Source organism: Rudanella paleaurantiibacter, assembly GCF_009184635.1.
Classification (GTDB): Bacteria; Bacteroidota; Bacteroidia; order Cytophagales; family Spirosomataceae; genus Rudanella; species Rudanella paleaurantiibacter.
In genome coordinates, this window is record NZ_WELI01000002.1 from 801188 (window position 1) to 819981 (window position 18794).

Genomic DNA, 18794 nt, shown 5'->3' on the forward strand with positions numbered 1-18794 from the left:
ATGCCCCCTCATTCGCTTTTTGCTTCAGAACACAGTTCCATCCGGTCGGTGGCTGGCATAGGGGCCTCCTCTCCCGAAAAAGGAGTTACCTACCTCGATGACCGGCTGTTTACCGCCCTGAAACAACTGGTGGGGCTACCCGAAGCCGAGGGGGTACTGTCGTTTTTTTACCAGAAAGGGCTCGAAACCATCCGAACCGGTTCGTATGCGGGCCTGATTGGACTACCGGGTGGGGCGGCCCTCGAAATACTGCCCCGTTTCAGCACCATTGATCCGGCCAGCTCCGACCCGGCCCCGGCGCGTCAAGCCCTCCTGCGTATGCTTCGGCATTTGCCCGGCAGTCCCTTCCGTACCCTCACCGAGGCCCATTTGGGAGCTACCCAAATGCCGATCTGGAACGTGTTTGTGCAGGCCTTTCTGGACGCCCTCTCGGCGGTCAGTCGGCAGGGTCTGCAAACGGCCTATCAGAGCGTTGAAGCCAATCAATCTGTCATGCGGGGGCAATTTCAGCCCGCCCGCAACCTGCGCCAGAACCTGGCCCATGCCGAACGGCTGGCCATCCGGTACGACACGCTTTCGCTCGATATTCCGCCCAATCGGATTTTGAAAACCGCGTTGGTACACGTGCTGCCCCGCGTTGGGGCGGGGGTTCTCGAAACCCGCCTGTATCAGATGCTGGCCGTGTTGCACGATGTTCCCCCCTCGGCCAACCTGAACACCGACCTCCGGGCGGTTCGGTCGCTCAACCGGCTATTTGACCGATACGCCCTCGCCTTGCAATGGGCCGAGTTACTGCTCACGGGCCGGGCCTTTGGGCCACGGTCGGGTCAGGTATCGGCTTTGTCATTGCTGTTTCCAATGCAGCGTGTGTTTGAAGAATACGTAGCGCACGGGTTCCGGGCGTTCTGGCCTGCAGGCGAGGTAAGTACGCAGGAATCGTCGGCGCATCTGGTTGAAGAACATGGCGGCACCCCAAAATTCCGGTTACGGCCCGACGTACTTATCCGCCAACCCGGCCGGACACTGGTGTTCGATACAAAGTGGAAGCGCATTGACGGTCAGAACCGGCAGGGTCAATACGGCATTGATTCGGGCGATTTGTACCAGCTTTTCGCATACGGCAAAAAGTACGAAGCCAACGACGTATTCCTCATTTACCCGGCCACGCCCACATTTACGACCCCGCTCGACGTGTTTGGGTACGACCCTGCCATGCGCCTGCACGTGTTGCCGTTCGACGTGAGCCAACCCCTGCGGCAGGAAGTAGAAAAACTGTACAACTACGTTTCCCCGTAGAGACCTGTTTTGCTAGTACGCTATTCCGAACCCCCAACCACCCACTATGCCCCTGATTCTGACCCTGCTCGGTATTTTAGGCCTGATTGTGCTCATTGCCTTCGTCAAGCTCGATGCGTTTATCTCGTTTGTGCTGATTTCGTTGGCCATCGGGCTGGCTTCCGGGATGGAGGTGGTGGCCGTGGGCAAGTCGATTCAAACGGGTATTGGCGGCACCCTGGGCGATTTGGTGCTTATTATAGGCTTCGGGGCCATGCTGGGTCGGCTGGTGGCCGAGAGCGGAGCCGCCCGGCAAATCACCAATGTACTGATTGGCTGGTTTGGGGTTAAGAACATCCGCTGGGGGCTGGCGTTGGCCGGTTTTATTATCGGTATTCCGTTGTTTTATAATGCCGGGTTCATCATTGTGGCCCCGCTTATTTTCACCATTACTCTGTCGTCGGGGTTACCGTTGCTGACCCTGGCTATCCCGATGTTATCGGCCCTGTCGGTAGCACACGGGTATCTGCCCCCGCACCCATCGCCGGCCGCCATTGCCGGTCAGCTGAACGCCAACATTGGCCTGACGTTGTTTTACGGGATTCTGGTTTCAATTCCGGCTATTATCATTGCTGGTCCCATTTTTGGCAAAACGCTGGGACGGTTCCGGCCCAAAATCGACCGGGAGCTGTTCAATATCAAAGATGTACCCACCACCGACCTGCCGAGTGTAGGCATCAGTTTTTTTGTGGCCCTGTTGCCGGTCGTACTGCTCACCTTGTTTGGTCCGCTGAAGGCGTATCTGCTCACAGCTCCAACCGGCCAAATTCCCTTGCTCGATAAGACCTCTGTAGCGGGCAAACTCATCACGCTCATTGCCGAACCTTACATGGGAATGCTGCTGTCGGTGCTGGTGGCTGTCTGGACACTCGGTTTACGGCGCCGTGCCGACGGCACACGCCCCACCATGAAGTCGGTGATGAAAGAGCTGGAGGAGTCAATTAAAGCGGCCTCGCCTATTTTGCTGGTGATCGCGGGGGCCGGCGCCCTGAAACAGGTGTTTGCCGATAGCGGCACAAGCACCTATCTGGGCAGCCTGCTCACCGGTGTGTCGTTGCCTCCGCTCATTCTGGCGTGGGGGATTGCCGGGTTTATCCGAATCTGCGTGGGGTCGGCTACCATCGCCGGACTCACCACAGTGGGTATTATTTTGCCGGTTATTCAGGCGCAGCACGTAAGTCCGGAGTTGATGGTGCTCGCTATTGGAGCCGGGAGCCTGATGTGCTCACACATCAACGATGCGGGTTTCTGGCTCTTCAAAGAGTATTTCAACCTCACCATCCCCGAAACCCTCAAAACCTGGACCGTTATGGAAACGCTCGTTTCGGTGATTGGCTTGGCCGGGGTGCTGGTGCTCGACGCTATTTTGTAACGCAAGCGGTCACAGTAAATTCTTCAATGCTTCGAGGTTAGCCGCTTTGTCGAAAACGGCGCGCACCGGAATGGTGAACTGAGCCACCGAACCTCAAACTTCACTTCCCGGTCGGTCTTCTCCGTGCTTTTCGACAGCACCTCAACCACTAAATCGGGTGCGGGATAATACAACTGATCCGGTTGGATGGTAGCCGCTTTGGCTGTGCCCCAAAAGCAAACATCGGGTTCGTAACTATTCCGAGTAAGCTCAACCAGGGCCTTCTCCATCCGCACAAGCCCAAGCTCACGTGCATCAGCGTATATACTTAGTAAGCGATGCAAATGCCCAACCGCTTCGGTATGCCGGTCGAGGGCTGGCGAATGAACAACAACCTCGCCGTTGATAAACTCGGCTTTCATTTCATCGTCGAGCCACTCGTAAAACGCCTGTCGTTTTTGCAATTCGTTATTGAGTATAGCCACGGCTTGCTGAATAATGAGCGGAGCGCGGGGGGTATCAAGCAATTGATAAAGTAGTTCAGACCTGGTGTTGCGTTTATCTACAATCAAATATAACCAATTGGGGTCTGTTTTCCAGACAGGCCCAGTATTCGCTAACACCCCTTTTTATCGGCATGTTTGTTCGTCTTTCGTTTGTAGCCGCGCTCCTGATTGGGCTGGCTTTCGCCCCGGCTAAACCCCGGCGGGTTATTTTCTTCGGTGACTCCATCACGCAGGCCGGCGTGAAACCCGGTGGGTACATCAGTCGCCTGACCGAGATGCTCGGCAAACAAAACAAAGGTGCAGATTACGAGCTAATTGGCGCCGGCATTGGGGGCAACAAGGTGTACGACCTGTTCCTGCGGATGGACGACGACGTGCTGGCCAAGAAGCCCGACCTGGTCTTTGTCTATATCGGCGTCAATGATGTGTGGCACAAACGCACCCACGGCACCGGCACTGACCCCGATAAGTTTCTGAAATTCTACGAGGCCATTATCCGCAAGCTTCAGGCCGCCAATGCGAAGGTGGTGCTGTGTACCCCCGCTGTGATTGGCGAAAAAACAGACTTCTCCAACGAGCAGGATGGCGACCTCAATCAGTATAGCACCATGATTCGGGAATTGGCCAAGCGGCAAAACCTGCCCCTCTGCGACCTGCGCCAGGCATTTCTGGATTATAACCTCAAAAACAACCCCGAAAACAAGGCGTCGGGCATTCTAACCACCGACCGGGTACACCTCAATGATACCGGCAATCAGTTTGTGGCCGACCTGATGATGAAGTATCTGTAAACCAACCACATATTGAAGCCGGTCGGGCAACAGTGAATGTTATTTCCTGTTGCCCGACCGGCTTCGTTTTTTACAGAATTTCATCAATTACGAACCCTGACGGTCGGGGAATTTCTCGACAATTCGGCGGACCTCACGCGCCAGTCGTTCGTTGATTCGGGCGGGGTTGTTAATGGCGTCCTGCACCGAACCACGCCATACCAGCCGTTTCGTACGGAAATCAACCATATCAACGACCACCGTACCGGCCTGATACTCCTCTTGCATGTACTGCGGTCCAAACGAGTTCCAACCCCACCAACCGGGGCCCCAACCGGCATACCCCCAACGGCCCCAGCCGTAAAACGGCCCGTACAAACTGCCGTACGGTCCATTGTTGGTGGCCACACGCCGGGTCTTCTCCTCTACAAAAAAGTGGTATCCGATGAGTAAATCGGGCCGACGGCCGCGCGCGGCTTTTTGCAACCCTTTCTGTGCCAACTCTTTCTCAATCGTAGCCTCCACATTTTTAGAAGCTATATCGTTGTAGTAAAGCGGATTTTGCCCGGCCTTTACATCGGAGTCCATCCAGGCAAAGGTGCGGTACTTACTAAAATTCACGTTTTGGGCCGTATCAACAGCCACCCTGGGACTACAGCCCACAAAGGCCAGCAATAAACCGGTCATCAGCATTATGTTCTTCATGTCTATTGAGTAAATGTATTTATTGAAAAACAGATCTGTACGCGAAAAAGTTGGCTTTTTTAGCTGTATTTGCCCTACTTGAACTCTTGTCTTATAGACCGACTGGCCCTTATCCACAGACGTAAAGGCCGTAACCGCCCCTCTGCTCTCGGCACCGAATTACCCCGATTAGTGGCCGAAATTCGTTCTGAATAGGGTCAGGCTGAGCCATTGGCAAGGCTTACAAGCCCCGGTACTAAACCTTAGGCATAAAAAGAGGTCAAACGCGTGGAATTTGGCCTTTGACAGCATCTCATTCACACACGCACTACCATGCAAAAATTTCGTATATTGATAGGAGTCGTTAGCCTGTTGCTCACGGTTTCCTTTATCCTCGCCAAACAACCTAAGCCCATTCCATTGCCTAAGACCTACGAGGCTGCCTGGAAACAAGTGGATTCACTTACCCAAAAGGGATTATTCCAGACGGCCCTTACCCAAACCAACGCCCTCCATGACCGGGCCCGCGCCGACCGCAACTATCCGCAATTGACCAAAGCAAGCGTGGTGCGGGGCAACCTGCTCGCGCGGCTCGACCGGGCGCTGTGGCCCACGCATATTCAGGCCCTCGAAGCCGACATCCGGCAAACGCCCGAACCGGCCCGCTCGGTGCTGCAATCGTTGCGGGGTGAGGCCTACGCGACGTTCTACCAGCTAAACCGCTACCGGATTTACAACCGCACCCAAACAGCTGCCCCTAACCCATCGGCCGACAGTACCGACATCAGCACTTGGGACGGGCCCCGGCTCGCGCGGGCCGCTCAGGAGGCTTACCGGGCGTCGCTGACGGCCGAACGCGAACTGCAGCAAACGCCAATAACCGAGTACAAGGTTGTGATTCGGCCGGGCACCCGCGAGGGCGAACGCCTGCGTCCTACCCTGTTCGACCTACTGGCGCATCGGGCCATTGACTTTTTTGAAAACACCGAGTTTGAGACCCAGAACAACGTTTTTCGTTTTGAACTCGATCAACCCAGCTACTTTGCCGCTCCCGAAACATTTGCGGCTCTTACGCTGACGCCCCCGGCCAACGCGGGCGAAACCGGCCGGATGTATGCCTTGCAGACTTACCAGCGTTTGCTACGGTTTCACGGGAAACAAACCGACAAAACGCCCGAAGCCTTAGCCGATGCCGACCTCGAACGGCTCCGGTTTGTACGCCAGTACAGCACCCTGGCCCATAAAGACTCCCTGTTTGCCAAGAGCCTGGAGCAACAGCGGGCCCGCTGGAAAGGTAAACCCGTAGAGGCTGAATACACCCTGACCCTGGGCCTGTTACGAAAAGAGCAGAGCGCTCGCTACGAGCCCCTTGCCGACACCACTACGCAGCGGGCAGCCAAACAGGCGGCCGACCTTTTCAAAGAGATTATCAGCCGATACCCCACTTCGCGGACGGCCAAGCAGGCAACCCTCGAACTGAACGAGCTGACCCAACCCAGCCTTCAGGTAGAAACAGCGGCTGTTAACGAACCCAATAAGCCGTTTCTGGGCCGGGTGAAATACCGTAACGTGCCCATGCTGTATTACCGGCTTTATCAGATTCGGCCCAACGAGTTTTTCACGTTTGAGAACTTTAGTACTGACAGCGACAGGCGCAACCGGCGGCTGACTACGCTCCTGACCCGGCCCCTCGCGGCCCAGGGCGACTTCCGCCTGCCCGACAATGGTGATTTAAACGAACATGCCGTTGAGATTCCGATTAAGGCCGTTGCAACCGGTCAGTATGTGTTACTGGTATCCACAACGCCCACTATTTCGACCCAAACCCCGTACCTCTCGGCGGCCCTCCTGACCGTTTCGCAACTCGGCTTTGTCCTTGAATCGGCATACACCCGTCCCGACGCGCAATCGGTATTTGTGACAGACCGCACAACGGGCGAACCACTGAGTGGGGTGAATGTGCAGTTGGTTATTAGCCCAGAGCCGTTTGGTGATACAACCCGGCAAACGTTCGGCGAAACCCGGCAAACCGACGCCAATGGGCGTGTGATCTGGCCCAAAACAAGCCAGCCCAACAACCGTCAAACCCGGTTTCGGATTACGCGGGGAAATGATGTTCTGTACACGGGTACTCAGTACACCTACGCGTACGAACAACCCCAACCGCAGTCTGCCACCAAACAGACGGTACTCTTCACCGACCGGGCCATTTACCGGCCGGGTCAGCCCATTTACGTGAAAGGTCTGGTGTATGCAGGGCAAGACAATCAGTTTGCAGTCAGCGCCAACGAGCCAATCGAACTATCGCTCATGGATAATCAGGGCGAGACGCTTACCCGCTTATCCTTGACTACCAACGCATATGGCTCGTTTACGGGCAGCTTTACCGCTCCGGTGGGTCGGCTTTCGGGCCAAATGACGGTTGTAAGTCCTTACGGTCAAACTCAAATTCAGGTAGAGGAGTACAAACGCCCCACGTTTGCCGTCGTAGCCGATTCGGTACGGCAAGCTATTAAGCTGGGGCAAACCGTGCGCGTTTCGGCCAAAGCCCAGACGTTTACCGGGGCGGCTGTAGATGGAGCAACCGTGCGGTACCGGGTCACCCGATCGCGGCAGTGGTGGCCGTGGGATGGGGGTTTCTGGGGCCGGAGTATCTGGCCACCCCGACCGGCTCAACCCACCGAAATTGCGCAAGGCGAAGCCAAAACAGACGCCAACGGGGTCGTCAGTCTTCGGTTTGTGGCCGCCCCCGACCGAACTATTCCGCGTAGCGACAACCCCACGTTTCACTACGAAATTACGTTTGACGTAACCGACCGCACGGGCGAAACCCGGAGCACTACCCAGACCCTCGACATTGGCTATACCGCCCTGCGGGCTACCCTGTCGATTCCCGAACAGGTGTCGAAAGGCGAGGCCCAAACATTTGCCGTAAAAGCCACCAATCAGGCTGGTCTTACGGTAGCCATCGGGCAGGGTGAAGTGATTATTTCCCGGCTAACCCCACCGGCCCGGCCGCTACGCCCACGCCTGTGGGAGCGCCCCGACCGTCGACTACTAACCGAGGCCGAGTTTAAGGCTCAGTTCCCGAACGATGTGTATGCCGATGAAGACAACCCGACCAAATGGGCGCGGCAACGCGTAAAAACAGCCCAACCGGGCGCCGTTTCGGTGCGCGACCTGCCCCCCGGCGAGTACGTAGCCGAAGTTTCCGTTGCGGATGCCTCCGGCGAGCGGGCTACGCAGCAACAGTATTTCAGTGTAGTGGATGAGCAGACATCCTCAGCCCGGCCCGACGCGTGGGCCCGGTTGGCTCAATCCGAAGTACTGCCCGGTCAGGAAGCGGTTTTTTATGTGGGGAATGCCCAACCCGGCTGGGTATTGATGGCCATTGACGAAAAGGGAAGCCCGGTACGGTACGAGTGGATTCGGACCGACGGAACGCCCAAACGCCTGACACTACCCGTGACGGAGCGGCAGCGGGGTGGTTTTGTGGTTACGTTTACTATGGTGCAGCAAGGGCGTATTTACGCCGAGAATCTGCCGGTTCAGGTGCCGTTTACCAACAAGCAGCTCACCATCGAAACGCTCACATTTCGCGATAAACTGAAGCCCAGCGCCCCCGAAGAGTGGACGCTTCGGATAGGCGGGCCGGGGCAGGACAAAGTAGCCGCCGAACTCGTAGCCGCGTTGTACGATGCCTCGCTCGATGAATTTGTGCAGCATACCTGGAACCCCCAGTTTTACCAGCCTTACAACGGTAACGGGGCCGACTGGATGCTCAACGGATTTGGCACGTTACAGGCCAACCCAATTTTTGTGTCTACGCGCACGCCCAACTACCTGGCCCCCATTGAATACCCGACTCTCCTCAGCCAGGAAGGTCGCGCGTATGCGTCTGGTCGGGGTATGCGCCTGGCCAGAGGAACCGTTGAGATAGCCAACTCGATGAACGCGCCCGTAGCGATGGCTGCCGATATGGCCCAGAGCAAAATGGCCAAAACGAGCCCCCAGCCACCCCAAACGGCCGAACCAGCCAACCCGAAAACCCCTACCGGACCACCACCTGTTATCCGTAAAAACTTCAACGAAACGGCGTTTTTCTTCCCGCAAGTGCAGACCGACGCCGACGGACGTATCCGGCTCACGTTTACCATGCCCGACGCTCTCACGCGCTGGAAACTACTGGCCTTTGCCCACACGAAAGACCTAAAAACAGGCCTGCTGACGCGCGAAGTCGTGACGCAGAAAGAGTTGATGGTATCGCTCAATACGCCCCGGTTCCTGCGCGAAGGCGATAAAATGACGTTGTCGGCCCGTATCAATAATTTAACCAACAAGCCCCTCAACGGCACCGCCCGGCTCGAAGCCTTCGATGCCCTCACCGATGCCCCGTTGAGCCAATCGGTAGCACTTACAACCGCGTCGGTCTCGTTTTCGGCGGGCCCCAACGGCAGCACGGTTGCTACCTGGAGCATTAGTGTACCGACGGGATTGCCAACGGTAGCTTTCAGGGTGTCGGCCACGGCCGGGTCGTTTACCGATGTCGAAGAGCGCAGCGTGCCTGTGTTGGCCAATCAGATGCTCGTAACCGATGCCCTGCCGTTTTGGGTGAACGGTCAGGAAAACCGGAGCTTCAGCCTGTCGGCACTGACGGGCCTGACGCCCAATAGCCCCGTTCGGCACGAGCGACTCACGGTCGAAGTGACGGGCAACCCCATCTGGACGGCCCTGCAAAGCCTGCCCTACCTGATGGAAAGCCCCTACGAAAACGCCGAGCAACTGTCGAGTCGTTGGTACGCCAACTTTCTGGCGGCACACCTCATAGGCAGCCGACCGGAATTTCGGCGGGTGGTTGACCAATGGGCAGCCAACCCGCCCAAGAGCCCGCTCATGGCTAATCCTGAGCTTAAATCGGTAACCCTCGAAAACAGCCCGTGGCTGGCCAATGCCCGCTCTGAAACCGAACGCACGGCCCAACTGGGCGAGTTGTTCAATCAGAACCGGCTCGCCACCGAGCAACGGCAGGCACTCGCAAAACTGCAACAGCTTCAGCACGAAAATGGTGGCTTTGCGTGGTTCAGCGGTATGCGGCCAAGCCCGGTAATGACTCTGCACGTGCTAACCAACTTGGGCCGTATGCAGCGTCTGAGCGAATCAGGCACCGTAAAACCCGACCCCGACCTGCAGAGTATGCAATTAAAAGCCGTTCGGTTTGCAGATACCGAGATAAAACGCTGGATAACCGAGCGCCAGAAAGAAAAGAAACCCAGTCAATGGGTGTATCCTGCCATTCATTATCTGTACGCCCGTAGTTTGGCGTCCAATGCCCTCCCGCTCGATGAGGCCACGCGCTCGTATCTGGTTGAGCAAATAGACCGGCACTGGCTCACCGAGAGTTTGCAGGGGCAGGCCATGGCCGTAGTGGCTCTGCACCAGCTGAGCAACGGGCAGGTCGGCGATACCAAAACGGCCAAAACAGCCCGTACCATTTTGGCTTCGCTGAAAGACCGGGCGAGGGTGTCGGAGGAGTTGGGTATGTTCTGGCCCGAAAACCAGCAGGGCTTTGCCTGGTATCAGGCTCCAATTGAGACACAGGCGTACTTAATCGAAGCGTTTGCCACGGTGGGCGACGATAAAACGGCCGTGCAAAACATGCTGAAGTGGTTGCTCCGACAAAAACAAACCCAGGCGTGGCCCTCCACCAAAGCCACCACCGAAGCCGTCAACGCGCTGTTACAAAACCGGGTCGGCGGTGTATCGATGCCGCTCGATATGGGGGCTACCACTACCGTGCTCGTAGGCGGGCAACCCCTGAACAGCATGGCTCAATCGACGGCCACCTCAGTACTGGGCTACCAGAAAACCACCTACAGCCCGGCCGAGATAAAGCCGGAGATGGGCACAGTAGCCATCAGTAAGAAAACCGACGGACCGGCCTGGGGCGCCTTGTACTGGCAGCATTTTGAGCCTCTCGACAATGTCAAAAGTGGCACAACCTCGGTATCGGTACAAAAAACGCTTTACCGGCAACGCAACACCGCCAATGGCCCTGTGATTGAGCCCGTCACCGAAAAAACGGTGCTTCAGCCCGGCGACGAGATAAAGGTTCGGCTGGTGGTTAAAAATGACCGGCTGATGGAGTATGTACACCTGAAAGACAGCCGGGCGTCGGGCTTTGAGCCGGTGGCGGCCTTGTCGGGGTACAAATACCAGAACGGCCTTGGCTACTACGAAGCCCCGCGCGATGCCAGCACCGATTTCTTTCTGGATGCGCTCCCCGTGGGTACGCACGTGTTTGAGTACGGCTTGCGCGTGGTGCAACCGGGCAACTTCACGGCGGGCGTCGCCACCATTCAGTGTTTCTACGCACCTGAGTTCACGGCCCACTCGGCCGGGGGCCGCGTAAACGTTCGATAAGTACAGGGTTAGGGGATTGGAGTCGATTTGGTAATTTTAGGCTTCATCCCCTAAACCTGTAGTATCTCCGTGTTGACCTTTACGGCCTTGCTCGAAAAATTCGGGGCGAAAGGCGAAAAAACTGGCTGGACCTATTTCTCTATTCCCCTCGACGTTTCCGAAGCGCTTCGGCCGGGCCAGAAAACCTCATTTCGGGTGAAAGGGCAGCTCGACGCGCTGCCTCTGAAAGCGGTAGCACTCATACCGATGGGCGATGGTACGTTTATTCTGCCCGTCAATACCAACATGCGCCGACAGATTCGGAAAGAAGCCGGGGCTTCGGTACAGGTGCAACTGGCGTTCGACGACGACCCGCAGCTCGAATCGGCCGATTTGCTGGCCTGCCTTGAAGACGACCCGCAGGCACTCGCCTTTTTCCAGACCCTGCCGCGCGGCCATCAGAACTACTTTTCGCGCTGGATCGAAAGTGCCAAAACCCCCGAAACGAAAGCGACCCGCATTGCCCGAACCATTCATGGCCTGTCGATGCGCATGGGGTACAACGAGATGGTACGGTACTACAAAAGTCGGGAGTAGCCACCAGACAGAGTCCCAAAACCGGGCAGTGCCCTTACCCGGCAAGGCCCACGGCACCACCGAATTTTTTCGGGCTGTCGTTTGTCTTACTTACAGCTACGTTCCCCGTTTATGTCGCGCTCCGAAAAACTCCTGCTTCTGGTTCTGGCCTGCCTCAATTTCACGCACATCATGGATTTCATGATTATGATGCCGATGGGGCCGCAACTCATGCGTTATTTCCACCTCAGTCCGCAGCAGTTCAGTTTTATCGTGTCGGCTTACAGCCTGAGTGCGGGTATTTCGGGGTTTGCCTTTTCGTTTTTTGCCGACCGTTTTCCGCGCAAATACATTTTACTCATCGCCTACAGCGGGTTTGTGATTGGCACCCTCGGTTGCGGGTTGGCCCCTACGTACAACCTGCTGGTGGTGGCCCGCACGGCAGCGGGTATGTTTGGCGGCATTATTGGCGCACAGGTGCTGTCCATTGTGAGCGACACGTTTCCGTACGAGCGCCGGGCACAGGCCATGTCGATTGTGATGACGGCCTTTTCGGTAGCGTCGGTGTTGGGCGTGCCGGTCGGGCTTTATCTGGCCACCGAATTTAGCTGGCACGCACCGTTTCTGGCCGTGGGGGCTATGGGCGTGCTTGTAATCGGGCTGGTTTGGGCTTACGTACCCCTCCTCGACGGGCACCTACTGCGGGGCGAGCAACGGCCCAATGCGTTTTCGGTAATTACCAACATCTGGCATAACCCCAATCAGCTGCGGGCACTCTGGCTCACGGGTACCATCATGCTGGGTCACTTTAGCATTATTCCGTTTATCTCGCCGTATCTGGTAGCCAACGTGGGTTTCAGTGAGAATAACCTCTACCTGATTTATGCCGTGGGGGGTGCTCTTACTATTTTCTCGGCTCCGGTGGTGGGCAAAATCGCTGACAAGCGCGGTAAGCTGCCCGTGTTCACGGTGTTTGCTGTACTCTCACTGCTGCCCATTTACCTGATCACCAGTATGCCACCGGCTTCGCTGACCTACGTTTTGTTTGTGTCGGGGCTGTTTTTCATCTTCTCCAACGGCCGCCTGATTCCGACGCAGGCCATGACTGCTTCGGTGGTTACGCCACAGCAACGGGGCGGCTTTATGAGCATCAACCAGTCGTTACAGCTACTCATGCAGTCGGTGGCTACGTACGGAGCAGGGCTCATTATTCAGAAAAGCCCCAATGGGCAACTGCAAAACTATTGGCTGGTTGGGCTTTTGGCAATGGTTGCCATTTTCGCCAGCATTTTCATTGCCCGGACCGTGCAGCCCATCGACGCCCCCATCTCCGCAACCGCCGAAGTCTAATAGTGTACAGTGGAGCGATGCTCTGCTGGGGTGCCAAGCCCAAAATACCGGCTATGATCATTGGCCGGGCGGGCATCGCTCCACCATGCAGGAAAATTATTATGCTTGCATACTATCTCACTTTATTCGTAGTTTTGTACAATCACCGCGACACGATACAGACGAGCATGAAAAAGGAGAAAACGGTTGATTTTCACATCAAATGGAGCTGGCATACCATCTCCAGGATGTACAATGCCTACGCAGCCCGGTACGACATGACCATGGCCATTGGCTATGTATTGTTGAATATTGATACCGAACACGGCACCCCAGCCACTAAAATTGGGCCCACGCTGGGGATGGAACCGCGTAGCTTAGTCCGTATGCTCAAAAGTCTGGAAGAGCGGGGCTGGGTGCGCCGGGAAATTGATGATAACGACAAGCGATTTGTTCGGATTGTGCTGACCGAAGAAGGGCGCCGTCGGCGGGAAATGGCTCGCGAAGGCGTTATTCAGTTCAACCAGATGATTCGCGAACGGATACCGCTCGACAAGCTGGTGGTGTTTTTCGACGTAATCAAAGACATTAACCGCATCGTAGAAGAGGAAAACCAGAAGCTCAAGGCTAACGAAACCGAGGAACTAACGCTGGAGTAAATGATAACGCTGGACAATCATAACGCCACGAGTAACCTGACCCAATTTGTCGGGCTTATGGAAGTTGTGAACAGCCTGTACCGTGCAAATCCGCTAAACCCTCCGCGCCCCATGGATATTAGTCGCGACGATGTAAAAGGGCTCTTTGAAAGCCTGAGTCGCTATCAGGTTCGATACTTACTGGTAGGAGGGCTGGCCGGTGTTGTTCATGGTCACATTCGGGCCACGCAGGACCTTGACCTTTGGATTCAGACTGGCGATGACAATAAGGATCGGTTAATTATGGCCCTACGCGAAAATGAAGTGGCCGGGGCCGAGTTATTGAAAAATACGCCATTGCTCTTCGGCTGGACGAGCGTTGTTACGGGCAAACATGGGCTGACGCTCGATATGGGCCATGCGCTCAAAGCCTTTGGTGAACTCGATTTTGATGCCTGTTACGAACGGGCGGTTAATGCCTCATTCGATGGTGTCCCCTTCCGGGTCATTCACCTGAATGATTTAATTAAAGAAAAGCAGACAACCGGCCGGTTAAAGGACCTGGCTGATGTAGAAGAACTTAAGAGAATAAACAACGAGAGAAACACCGATTGAACCACTCCGTGTCCCCATCCTAATCAGCAACTATGGAAGCAACCCTGCAAAAACCAATCACTCAAACCAAAAACCGGACCATCCGGCGCGTAGCCGTGCTGGGTTCGGGCATTATGGGCTCGCGCATTGCCGCACACTTCGCCAATATCGGCCTCGATGTGCTGCTGCTCGATATTGTACCCAACGCGCTGAATGCAGCCGAAGAAGCCAAAGGCCTGACGCTCGAAAACCCGGCCGTTCGGAACCGAATCGTGAATGATGCCTTCCAGGCTATGCTTAAAGCATCGCCTGCGGCTTTGTACAGCCCCAAATTTGCGGGCCGTATCAAGCTCGGCAACTTCGACGATAACCTGAAAGAACTCGGCCAGCAAGACTGGATTATCGAAGCCGTAGTAGAACGGCTCGACATCAAGCGGTCGCTGTACGAGCGCGTAGAGGCCGTGCGCAAACCCGGCACACTGATTACCTCCAACACGTCGGGGATTCCGATGCACCTGCTGGCCGAAGGACGTTCGGAGGATTTCAGGCGGCATTTCTGCGGTACGCACTTCTTCAACCCTCCGCGCTACCTGCGCCTGCTCGAAATTATTCCCGGCCCCGATACCGACCCCGCCATCATCGATTTTCTGATGAGCTACGGCGACCTGTATCTGGGCAAAACGACGGTACTTTGCAAAGACACACCCGGTTTTATTGCCAACCGGCTGGGTATTCAGTCGCTGGTACAGACCATCCGCGTAGCCGAAGAGCTTGGCCTGACCGTAGAGGAAGTCGATAAACTGACCGGCCCGGTAGTTGGGCGGCCCAAGTCGGGCACGTTCCGGCTGTCGGACGTAGTAGGTCTGGACACGACGGTTAACGTGGCCAACAACCTCGTTAAGATGGAGCACGACGAGTCGCGGGAGTCGTTTCAGCTGACGCCGTCGATGCAGAAATTGATGGAGAACAAGTGGCTGGGCGACAAAACCGGTCAGGGTTATTACAAAAAGACGAAAGACGCGAACGGCAAAACGGCCATTCTGGCACTCGATCTGAAAACGTTCGAGTACAAGCCTTCGCAGAAAGTAAAATTCGCCACACTCGAAAGCACCAAAGCCATCGACAACCTCCGCAAGCGGTTCTCAGTGTTGCTGGCGGGCAAAGACAACGCGGGCGAGTTCTACCGCCGGACATTTGCCGACGGATTTTCGTATGCCACGCACCGCATTCCCGAAATTTCGGACGAGTTGTACCGCATCGACGCGGCTATTACGACCGGCTTTGGCTGGCAGTTGGGCCTGTTCGAGACCTGGGACGCTATTGGCGTTCAGAAGGGCGTTGAACTAATTGAAGCGCAGGGTAAGAAACCCGCCCAGTGGGTATACGACATGCTGGCGGCTGGTTTTACGAGCTTCTACAAGTCGGAAGGCGGCAAGAAAAAATACTACGACATCCCGACGAAGAGCTACAAGGTGATTCCCGGAACGGAGTCGTTCACGATTCTGGAAAACCTTTCGGACAATATTATCTGGAAAAACGCCGGAGCCGCCCTGTACGACATCGGCGACGGGATTCTGAATCTTGAGTTCCGGTCGAAAATGAACACCTTCGGAGCCGAAGTGATTGAGGGTCTGCAAAAGGCCATCAGCACGGCGGAGAAGGATTTCCGGGGTCTGGTAATCGGTAACGAATCAACGGAAGCGTTCTCGGCGGGTGCCAACCTGGCCACCTTGTTCATGTTCGCCATTGAGCAGGAGTTCGACGAAATCAACCTCATGATTGCACAGTTCCAGCAAACCATGATGCGGGCGCGGTACTCGTCGATCCCGGTGGTGGGTGCTCCGCACACGCTGGCACTGGGGGGCGGCTGCGAGCTGAACCTGCACGCCGACCGCGTGGTGGCTCATGCCGAAACCTACATGGGTCTGGTGGAAGTGGGCGTGGGTCTGATTCCGGCCGGTGGGGGCACCAAAGAAATGGCCGCCCGCGCCAGCGACCTCTACCAAACCGGCGACCCGGAACTGAACATTCTCCAGAACATCTTCATGAACATTGCTACGGCCAAAGTATCGGCCTCTGCGCAGGAAGCGAAGGAGATGAACTACATCCGGCCCACCGATCAGATTGTGCTGAACCGCAGCCGCCTGATTGCCGAGGCCAAGCAAGCCGCCATCGAACTGGCTGAAAACGGTTACGTACAACCCAAACCCCGCACCGACATCAAGGTGCAGGGCAAAACGGGCATTGCCTTGTTCAAGGCAGGTATTACCGCCATGCGGATGGGCAATTACATTTCAGACCATGATCTGAAAATTGCCGAGAAACTGGCTTACGTAATCTGTGGTGGTGATTTGAGTGCTCCGCAAACCGTAACCGAGCAGTACCTGCTCGATCTGGAGCGCGAGGCCTTCCTGTCGCTCTCAGGTGAGAAGAAAACGCTGGAGCGGATTCAGAGCCTGTTGCAGGGCGGCAAGCCACTGCGGAATTAAGGGTCAACTAAAGATTGAAAGATTGGAATCAGAAAGACGGTTGTACATACGGCCGTCTTTTTTGTTGTTACAGGGTTCGAAGGCGATACACGAATCTGCCTATTCCGGATAACTTCTCAGGCCCAAACAAGCTTAGCCCTTATTTTTGCCCCATGATTCAGCTTCTTCGCCACAACCGGTCTTACTTTGTCAGCTACGCCGTTTTGTTTCTGGCCGTTGGTATTCTTCAGCTCCTTTACACACAGGAACAGCTTATTCGGTGGGTCAACGCTCGTAACACCCCCGAGGCCGATTTTCTGTTTCAGAACTTTACTTACCTCGGCGATGGCGTTTTCTTCGTGGTAATGGCCCTGCTGCTGTTTATCCGCTCAAAACGGCACGGACTACTGGCTTTGGGCAGCTTTGCGGTCTCGTCGCTCACGTCCATCTTTCTGAAACAAGTGGTATTTCATGGTCGCCCGCGTCCGGCGCTCTTTTTTGCCGATTCGGGCTGGGAGTACCACGTCATCAAAGGGCTGAATATGGCCACTATCAACAGCTTTCCCTCAGGACATACCATTTCAGCGTTCGCGGTTTTTACCTTGCTTGCCCTATTCGATGAACGCAAAGCCCGAGGCTGGGCACTGCTCATTCCGGGCATACTGGTGGCCTATTCACGCGTGTATCTCTTTCAGCACTTCACGGTCGATGTATTTGCGGGTTCGCTGATTGGGGTGCTTTCGTCGGTGCTGGTGTACTGGGGTTGGGAAAAACAAAAACAGCGCCGAAACCAGACGGCGGCCTAATCTGGCCTGCCCCCTAATCTCGACGCTGCGGATGCGTTGGAACCTGTGACTACCGGAAACGCTCCGATTCACGCACTTTACGCTCATCGCGACGGATAGCCCGGTTCGCGAGTGTATTCATCACCAAAGCCGCAATAATGGCGTAAAACCCGAACAGGAAGTTACCCTGGTCGGCCGGGTTGCCAAACTCTTTGCCCTTATACAAGGTCGTGTACAGCACCACGCCCATCACGCCCGTCATGAGCAGGGCATTTACGGCGCAAATCATCGACTGACGGAGCCGGTTGCGGTACTGAGTAATGGCAAAAATAGACAGGACAACCACCCCCAGAATGAGCAGCCCCAGGTACCAAACCGGCGACACATTGGTGGTAACTCCTATCTTTTCTGAATATTCGAGAGCCGTCAACCGGGCCATGTCGGAGGGGTTAGCCCCTGCTTTTTCCCAGATCGGGTTAGCCAACGCAATCCCCATAGCTAAGGCTAACAGAAACAAAAAGACGGTTTGAATTCGTTGAAGCATGAACGTAATAAATGATTGTTAATGGGCCCAGTCCGGGCTTAGTGAATACCTGACAGCAACGACGCCAATGGTCGGTGCTTATCTCCCGTTTTATCGTAACAAAAGTACCCTAAAACCGACGATTATGGAAACAACAAGCCGGTTAGTACTCACTGCCGATGGCTCACACTCGGTGTACAACGCGCAGATTGACCAATACTACCACTCGGTACACGGTGCCCGGCAGGAGTCGGAACGAGTGTACATCGAACTGGGCTTACTGGCGGCTTTCGAGCGGTTTTCGGACCAGCCGCTTCGGGTGTTTGAAATGGGGTTCGGCACGGGTCTGAATGCTTTACTAACGGTAAAGACCGCCGGGCAACTGGGCCGCCCCGTCGATTACGAAGCCGTTGAACTCTATCCGCTCTCGACCACCGACGCGAGCGCCCTCAATTTTGATCAACTACTGGGCACCCATTCTTTGGCTCACCTGCACGAGGCTCCCTCGGCCAAAAGGACGCTCATCACCCCTTTTTTCAGCCTTACCAAACACTTCATACGGCTGGAGGACTTTCGGGCCACGCAGGCGTTTCACGTCATTTTTTTCGATGCTTTTTCGACCAGATGCCAGCCTGAATTATGGACGCCCGAGGTATTCAGCCATATGGCGTCTTTGCTGGTTCCCGGCGGCTTACTGACCACCTACTGCGCCAAGGGATACGTGCAGCGTAACCTCCGCTCGGCCGGTTTTGAGGTCGAAAAGCACCCCGGCCCGGCCCACAAACGCGCGGTACTCCGTGCGGTGTTGCCCGCCTAACACGAAATGCGTTATTTCG

14 protein-coding genes are annotated in these 18794 nt (G+C 55.8%); 11 read left to right on the plus strand and 3 right to left on the minus strand.

Annotated elements, in window-relative coordinates; translation table 11 throughout:
* Complete coding sequence (locus tag F5984_RS08165; protein WP_152123741.1) at positions 1–1296, plus strand: McrC family protein; 1296 nt, start codon at positions 1–3, stop codon at positions 1294–1296.
* Between the two features lie 46 nt (positions 1297–1342).
* Positions 1343–2707, plus strand: a complete 1365-nt coding sequence (locus F5984_RS08170) for a gluconate:H+ symporter (protein WP_152123742.1) — start codon at positions 1343–1345, stop codon at positions 2705–2707.
* A 23-nt stretch (positions 2708–2730) separates the two neighbouring features.
* Here F5984_RS08170 and F5984_RS08175 read toward each other — a convergent pair whose 3' ends face one another.
* Positions 2731–3213 carry a Uma2 family endonuclease gene (locus F5984_RS08175; protein WP_246168865.1) on the minus strand — a complete coding sequence of 161 codons (483 nt, stop codon included), beginning with the start codon at positions 3211–3213 and terminating at the stop codon, positions 2731–2733.
* A gap of 110 nt (positions 3214–3323) precedes the next feature.
* On the opposite strand from F5984_RS08175, the gene F5984_RS08180 reads away from it, so the two are divergent.
* Positions 3324–3983, plus strand: a complete 660-nt coding sequence (locus F5984_RS08180; RefSeq protein ID WP_152123743.1) for an SGNH/GDSL hydrolase family protein — start codon at positions 3324–3326, stop codon at positions 3981–3983.
* An 87-nt stretch (positions 3984–4070) separates the two neighbouring features.
* Here the strand turns inward: F5984_RS08180 and F5984_RS08185 are convergent, their stop codons facing one another.
* Entirely contained in the window at positions 4071–4667 is a 597-nt protein-coding gene (locus F5984_RS08185) for a DUF4136 domain-containing protein (protein WP_185155446.1), read from the minus strand.
* A 312-nt stretch (positions 4668–4979) separates the two neighbouring features.
* Here F5984_RS08185 and F5984_RS08190 point away from each other — a divergent pair, with 312 nt between their 5' ends.
* The 7 genes from F5984_RS08190 (at position 4980) to F5984_RS08220 (ending at position 17456) form a co-directional block, all read left to right on the plus strand.
* Positions 4980–11066 (plus strand): alpha-2-macroglobulin family protein, encoded by a 6087-nt coding sequence (locus tag F5984_RS08190; RefSeq protein WP_246168866.1) that lies wholly within the window; start codon positions 4980–4982, stop codon positions 11064–11066.
* Between the two features lie 69 nt (positions 11067–11135).
* The gene (locus F5984_RS08195; protein ID WP_185155447.1) at positions 11136–11642 is read left to right on the plus strand and encodes a YdeI/OmpD-associated family protein; all 507 of its coding nucleotides are present in this window, start codon (positions 11136–11138) and stop codon (positions 11640–11642) included.
* A gap of 111 nt (positions 11643–11753) precedes the next feature.
* Entirely contained in the window at positions 11754–12971 is a 1218-nt protein-coding gene (locus tag F5984_RS08200) for an MFS transporter (RefSeq protein ID WP_152123744.1), read from the plus strand.
* A gap of 167 nt (positions 12972–13138) precedes the next feature.
* On the plus strand, positions 13139–13609 hold the full coding sequence (locus F5984_RS08205; RefSeq protein WP_019989002.1) for a MarR family winged helix-turn-helix transcriptional regulator: 471 nt from the start codon (positions 13139–13141) through the stop codon (positions 13607–13609).
* Positions 13610–14203, plus strand: a complete 594-nt coding sequence (locus tag F5984_RS08210) for a DUF6036 family nucleotidyltransferase (RefSeq protein ID WP_152123745.1) — start codon at positions 13610–13612, stop codon at positions 14201–14203. It abuts the gene before it with no gap.
* A gap of 32 nt (positions 14204–14235) precedes the next feature.
* A complete protein-coding gene (locus F5984_RS08215; protein WP_152123746.1) occupies positions 14236–16671 on the plus strand; it encodes a 3-hydroxyacyl-CoA dehydrogenase/enoyl-CoA hydratase family protein in 2436 nt (811 codons plus the stop codon).
* Positions 16672–16823: 152 nt separating this feature from the next.
* Positions 16824–17456 carry a phosphatase PAP2 family protein gene (locus F5984_RS08220; RefSeq protein WP_152123747.1) on the plus strand — a complete coding sequence of 211 codons (633 nt, stop codon included), beginning with the start codon at positions 16824–16826 and terminating at the stop codon, positions 17454–17456.
* Positions 17457–17505: 49 nt separating this feature from the next.
* On the opposite strand, the gene F5984_RS08225 is transcribed toward F5984_RS08220, so the two are convergent.
* Positions 17506–17979, minus strand: a complete 474-nt coding sequence (locus F5984_RS08225) for a DUF4293 domain-containing protein (protein WP_152123748.1) — start codon at positions 17977–17979, stop codon at positions 17506–17508.
* A gap of 124 nt (positions 17980–18103) precedes the next feature.
* On the opposite strand from F5984_RS08225, the gene mnmD reads away from it, so the two are divergent.
* A complete protein-coding gene (gene mnmD / locus F5984_RS08230; RefSeq protein WP_152123749.1) occupies positions 18104–18775 on the plus strand; it encodes a tRNA (5-methylaminomethyl-2-thiouridine)(34)-methyltransferase MnmD in 672 nt (223 codons plus the stop codon).
* The last annotated feature ends 19 nt before the right edge of the window (positions 18776–18794 follow it).

Bases quoted from the DNA above. Each gene is read 5' to 3' on its own strand.
- F5984_RS08165 (WP_152123741.1), top strand. From the start codon at position 1: ATGCCCCCTCATTCGCTTTTTGCTTCAGAACACAGTTCCATCCGGTCG.
- F5984_RS08170 (WP_152123742.1), top strand. From the start codon at position 1,343: ATGCCCCTGATTCTGACCCTGCTCGGTATTTTAGGCCTGATTGTGCTC.
- F5984_RS08180 (WP_152123743.1), top strand. From the start codon at position 3,324: ATGTTTGTTCGTCTTTCGTTTGTAGCCGCGCTCCTGATTGGGCTGGCT.
- F5984_RS08185 (WP_185155446.1), bottom strand. From the start codon at position 4,667: ATGAAGAACATAATGCTGATGACCGGTTTATTGCTGGCCTTTGTGGGC.
- F5984_RS08190 (WP_246168866.1), top strand. From the start codon at position 4,980: ATGCAAAAATTTCGTATATTGATAGGAGTCGTTAGCCTGTTGCTCACG.
- F5984_RS08200 (WP_152123744.1), top strand. From the start codon at position 11,754: ATGTCGCGCTCCGAAAAACTCCTGCTTCTGGTTCTGGCCTGCCTCAAT.
- F5984_RS08205 (WP_019989002.1), top strand. From the start codon at position 13,139: ATGAAAAAGGAGAAAACGGTTGATTTTCACATCAAATGGAGCTGGCAT.
- F5984_RS08210 (WP_152123745.1), top strand. From the start codon at position 13,610: ATGATAACGCTGGACAATCATAACGCCACGAGTAACCTGACCCAATTT.
- F5984_RS08215 (WP_152123746.1), top strand. From the start codon at position 14,236: ATGGAAGCAACCCTGCAAAAACCAATCACTCAAACCAAAAACCGGACC.
- F5984_RS08220 (WP_152123747.1), top strand. From the start codon at position 16,824: ATGATTCAGCTTCTTCGCCACAACCGGTCTTACTTTGTCAGCTACGCC.
- F5984_RS08225 (WP_152123748.1), bottom strand. From the start codon at position 17,979: ATGCTTCAACGAATTCAAACCGTCTTTTTGTTTCTGTTAGCCTTAGCT.
- mnmD (WP_152123749.1), top strand. From the start codon at position 18,104: ATGGAAACAACAAGCCGGTTAGTACTCACTGCCGATGGCTCACACTCG.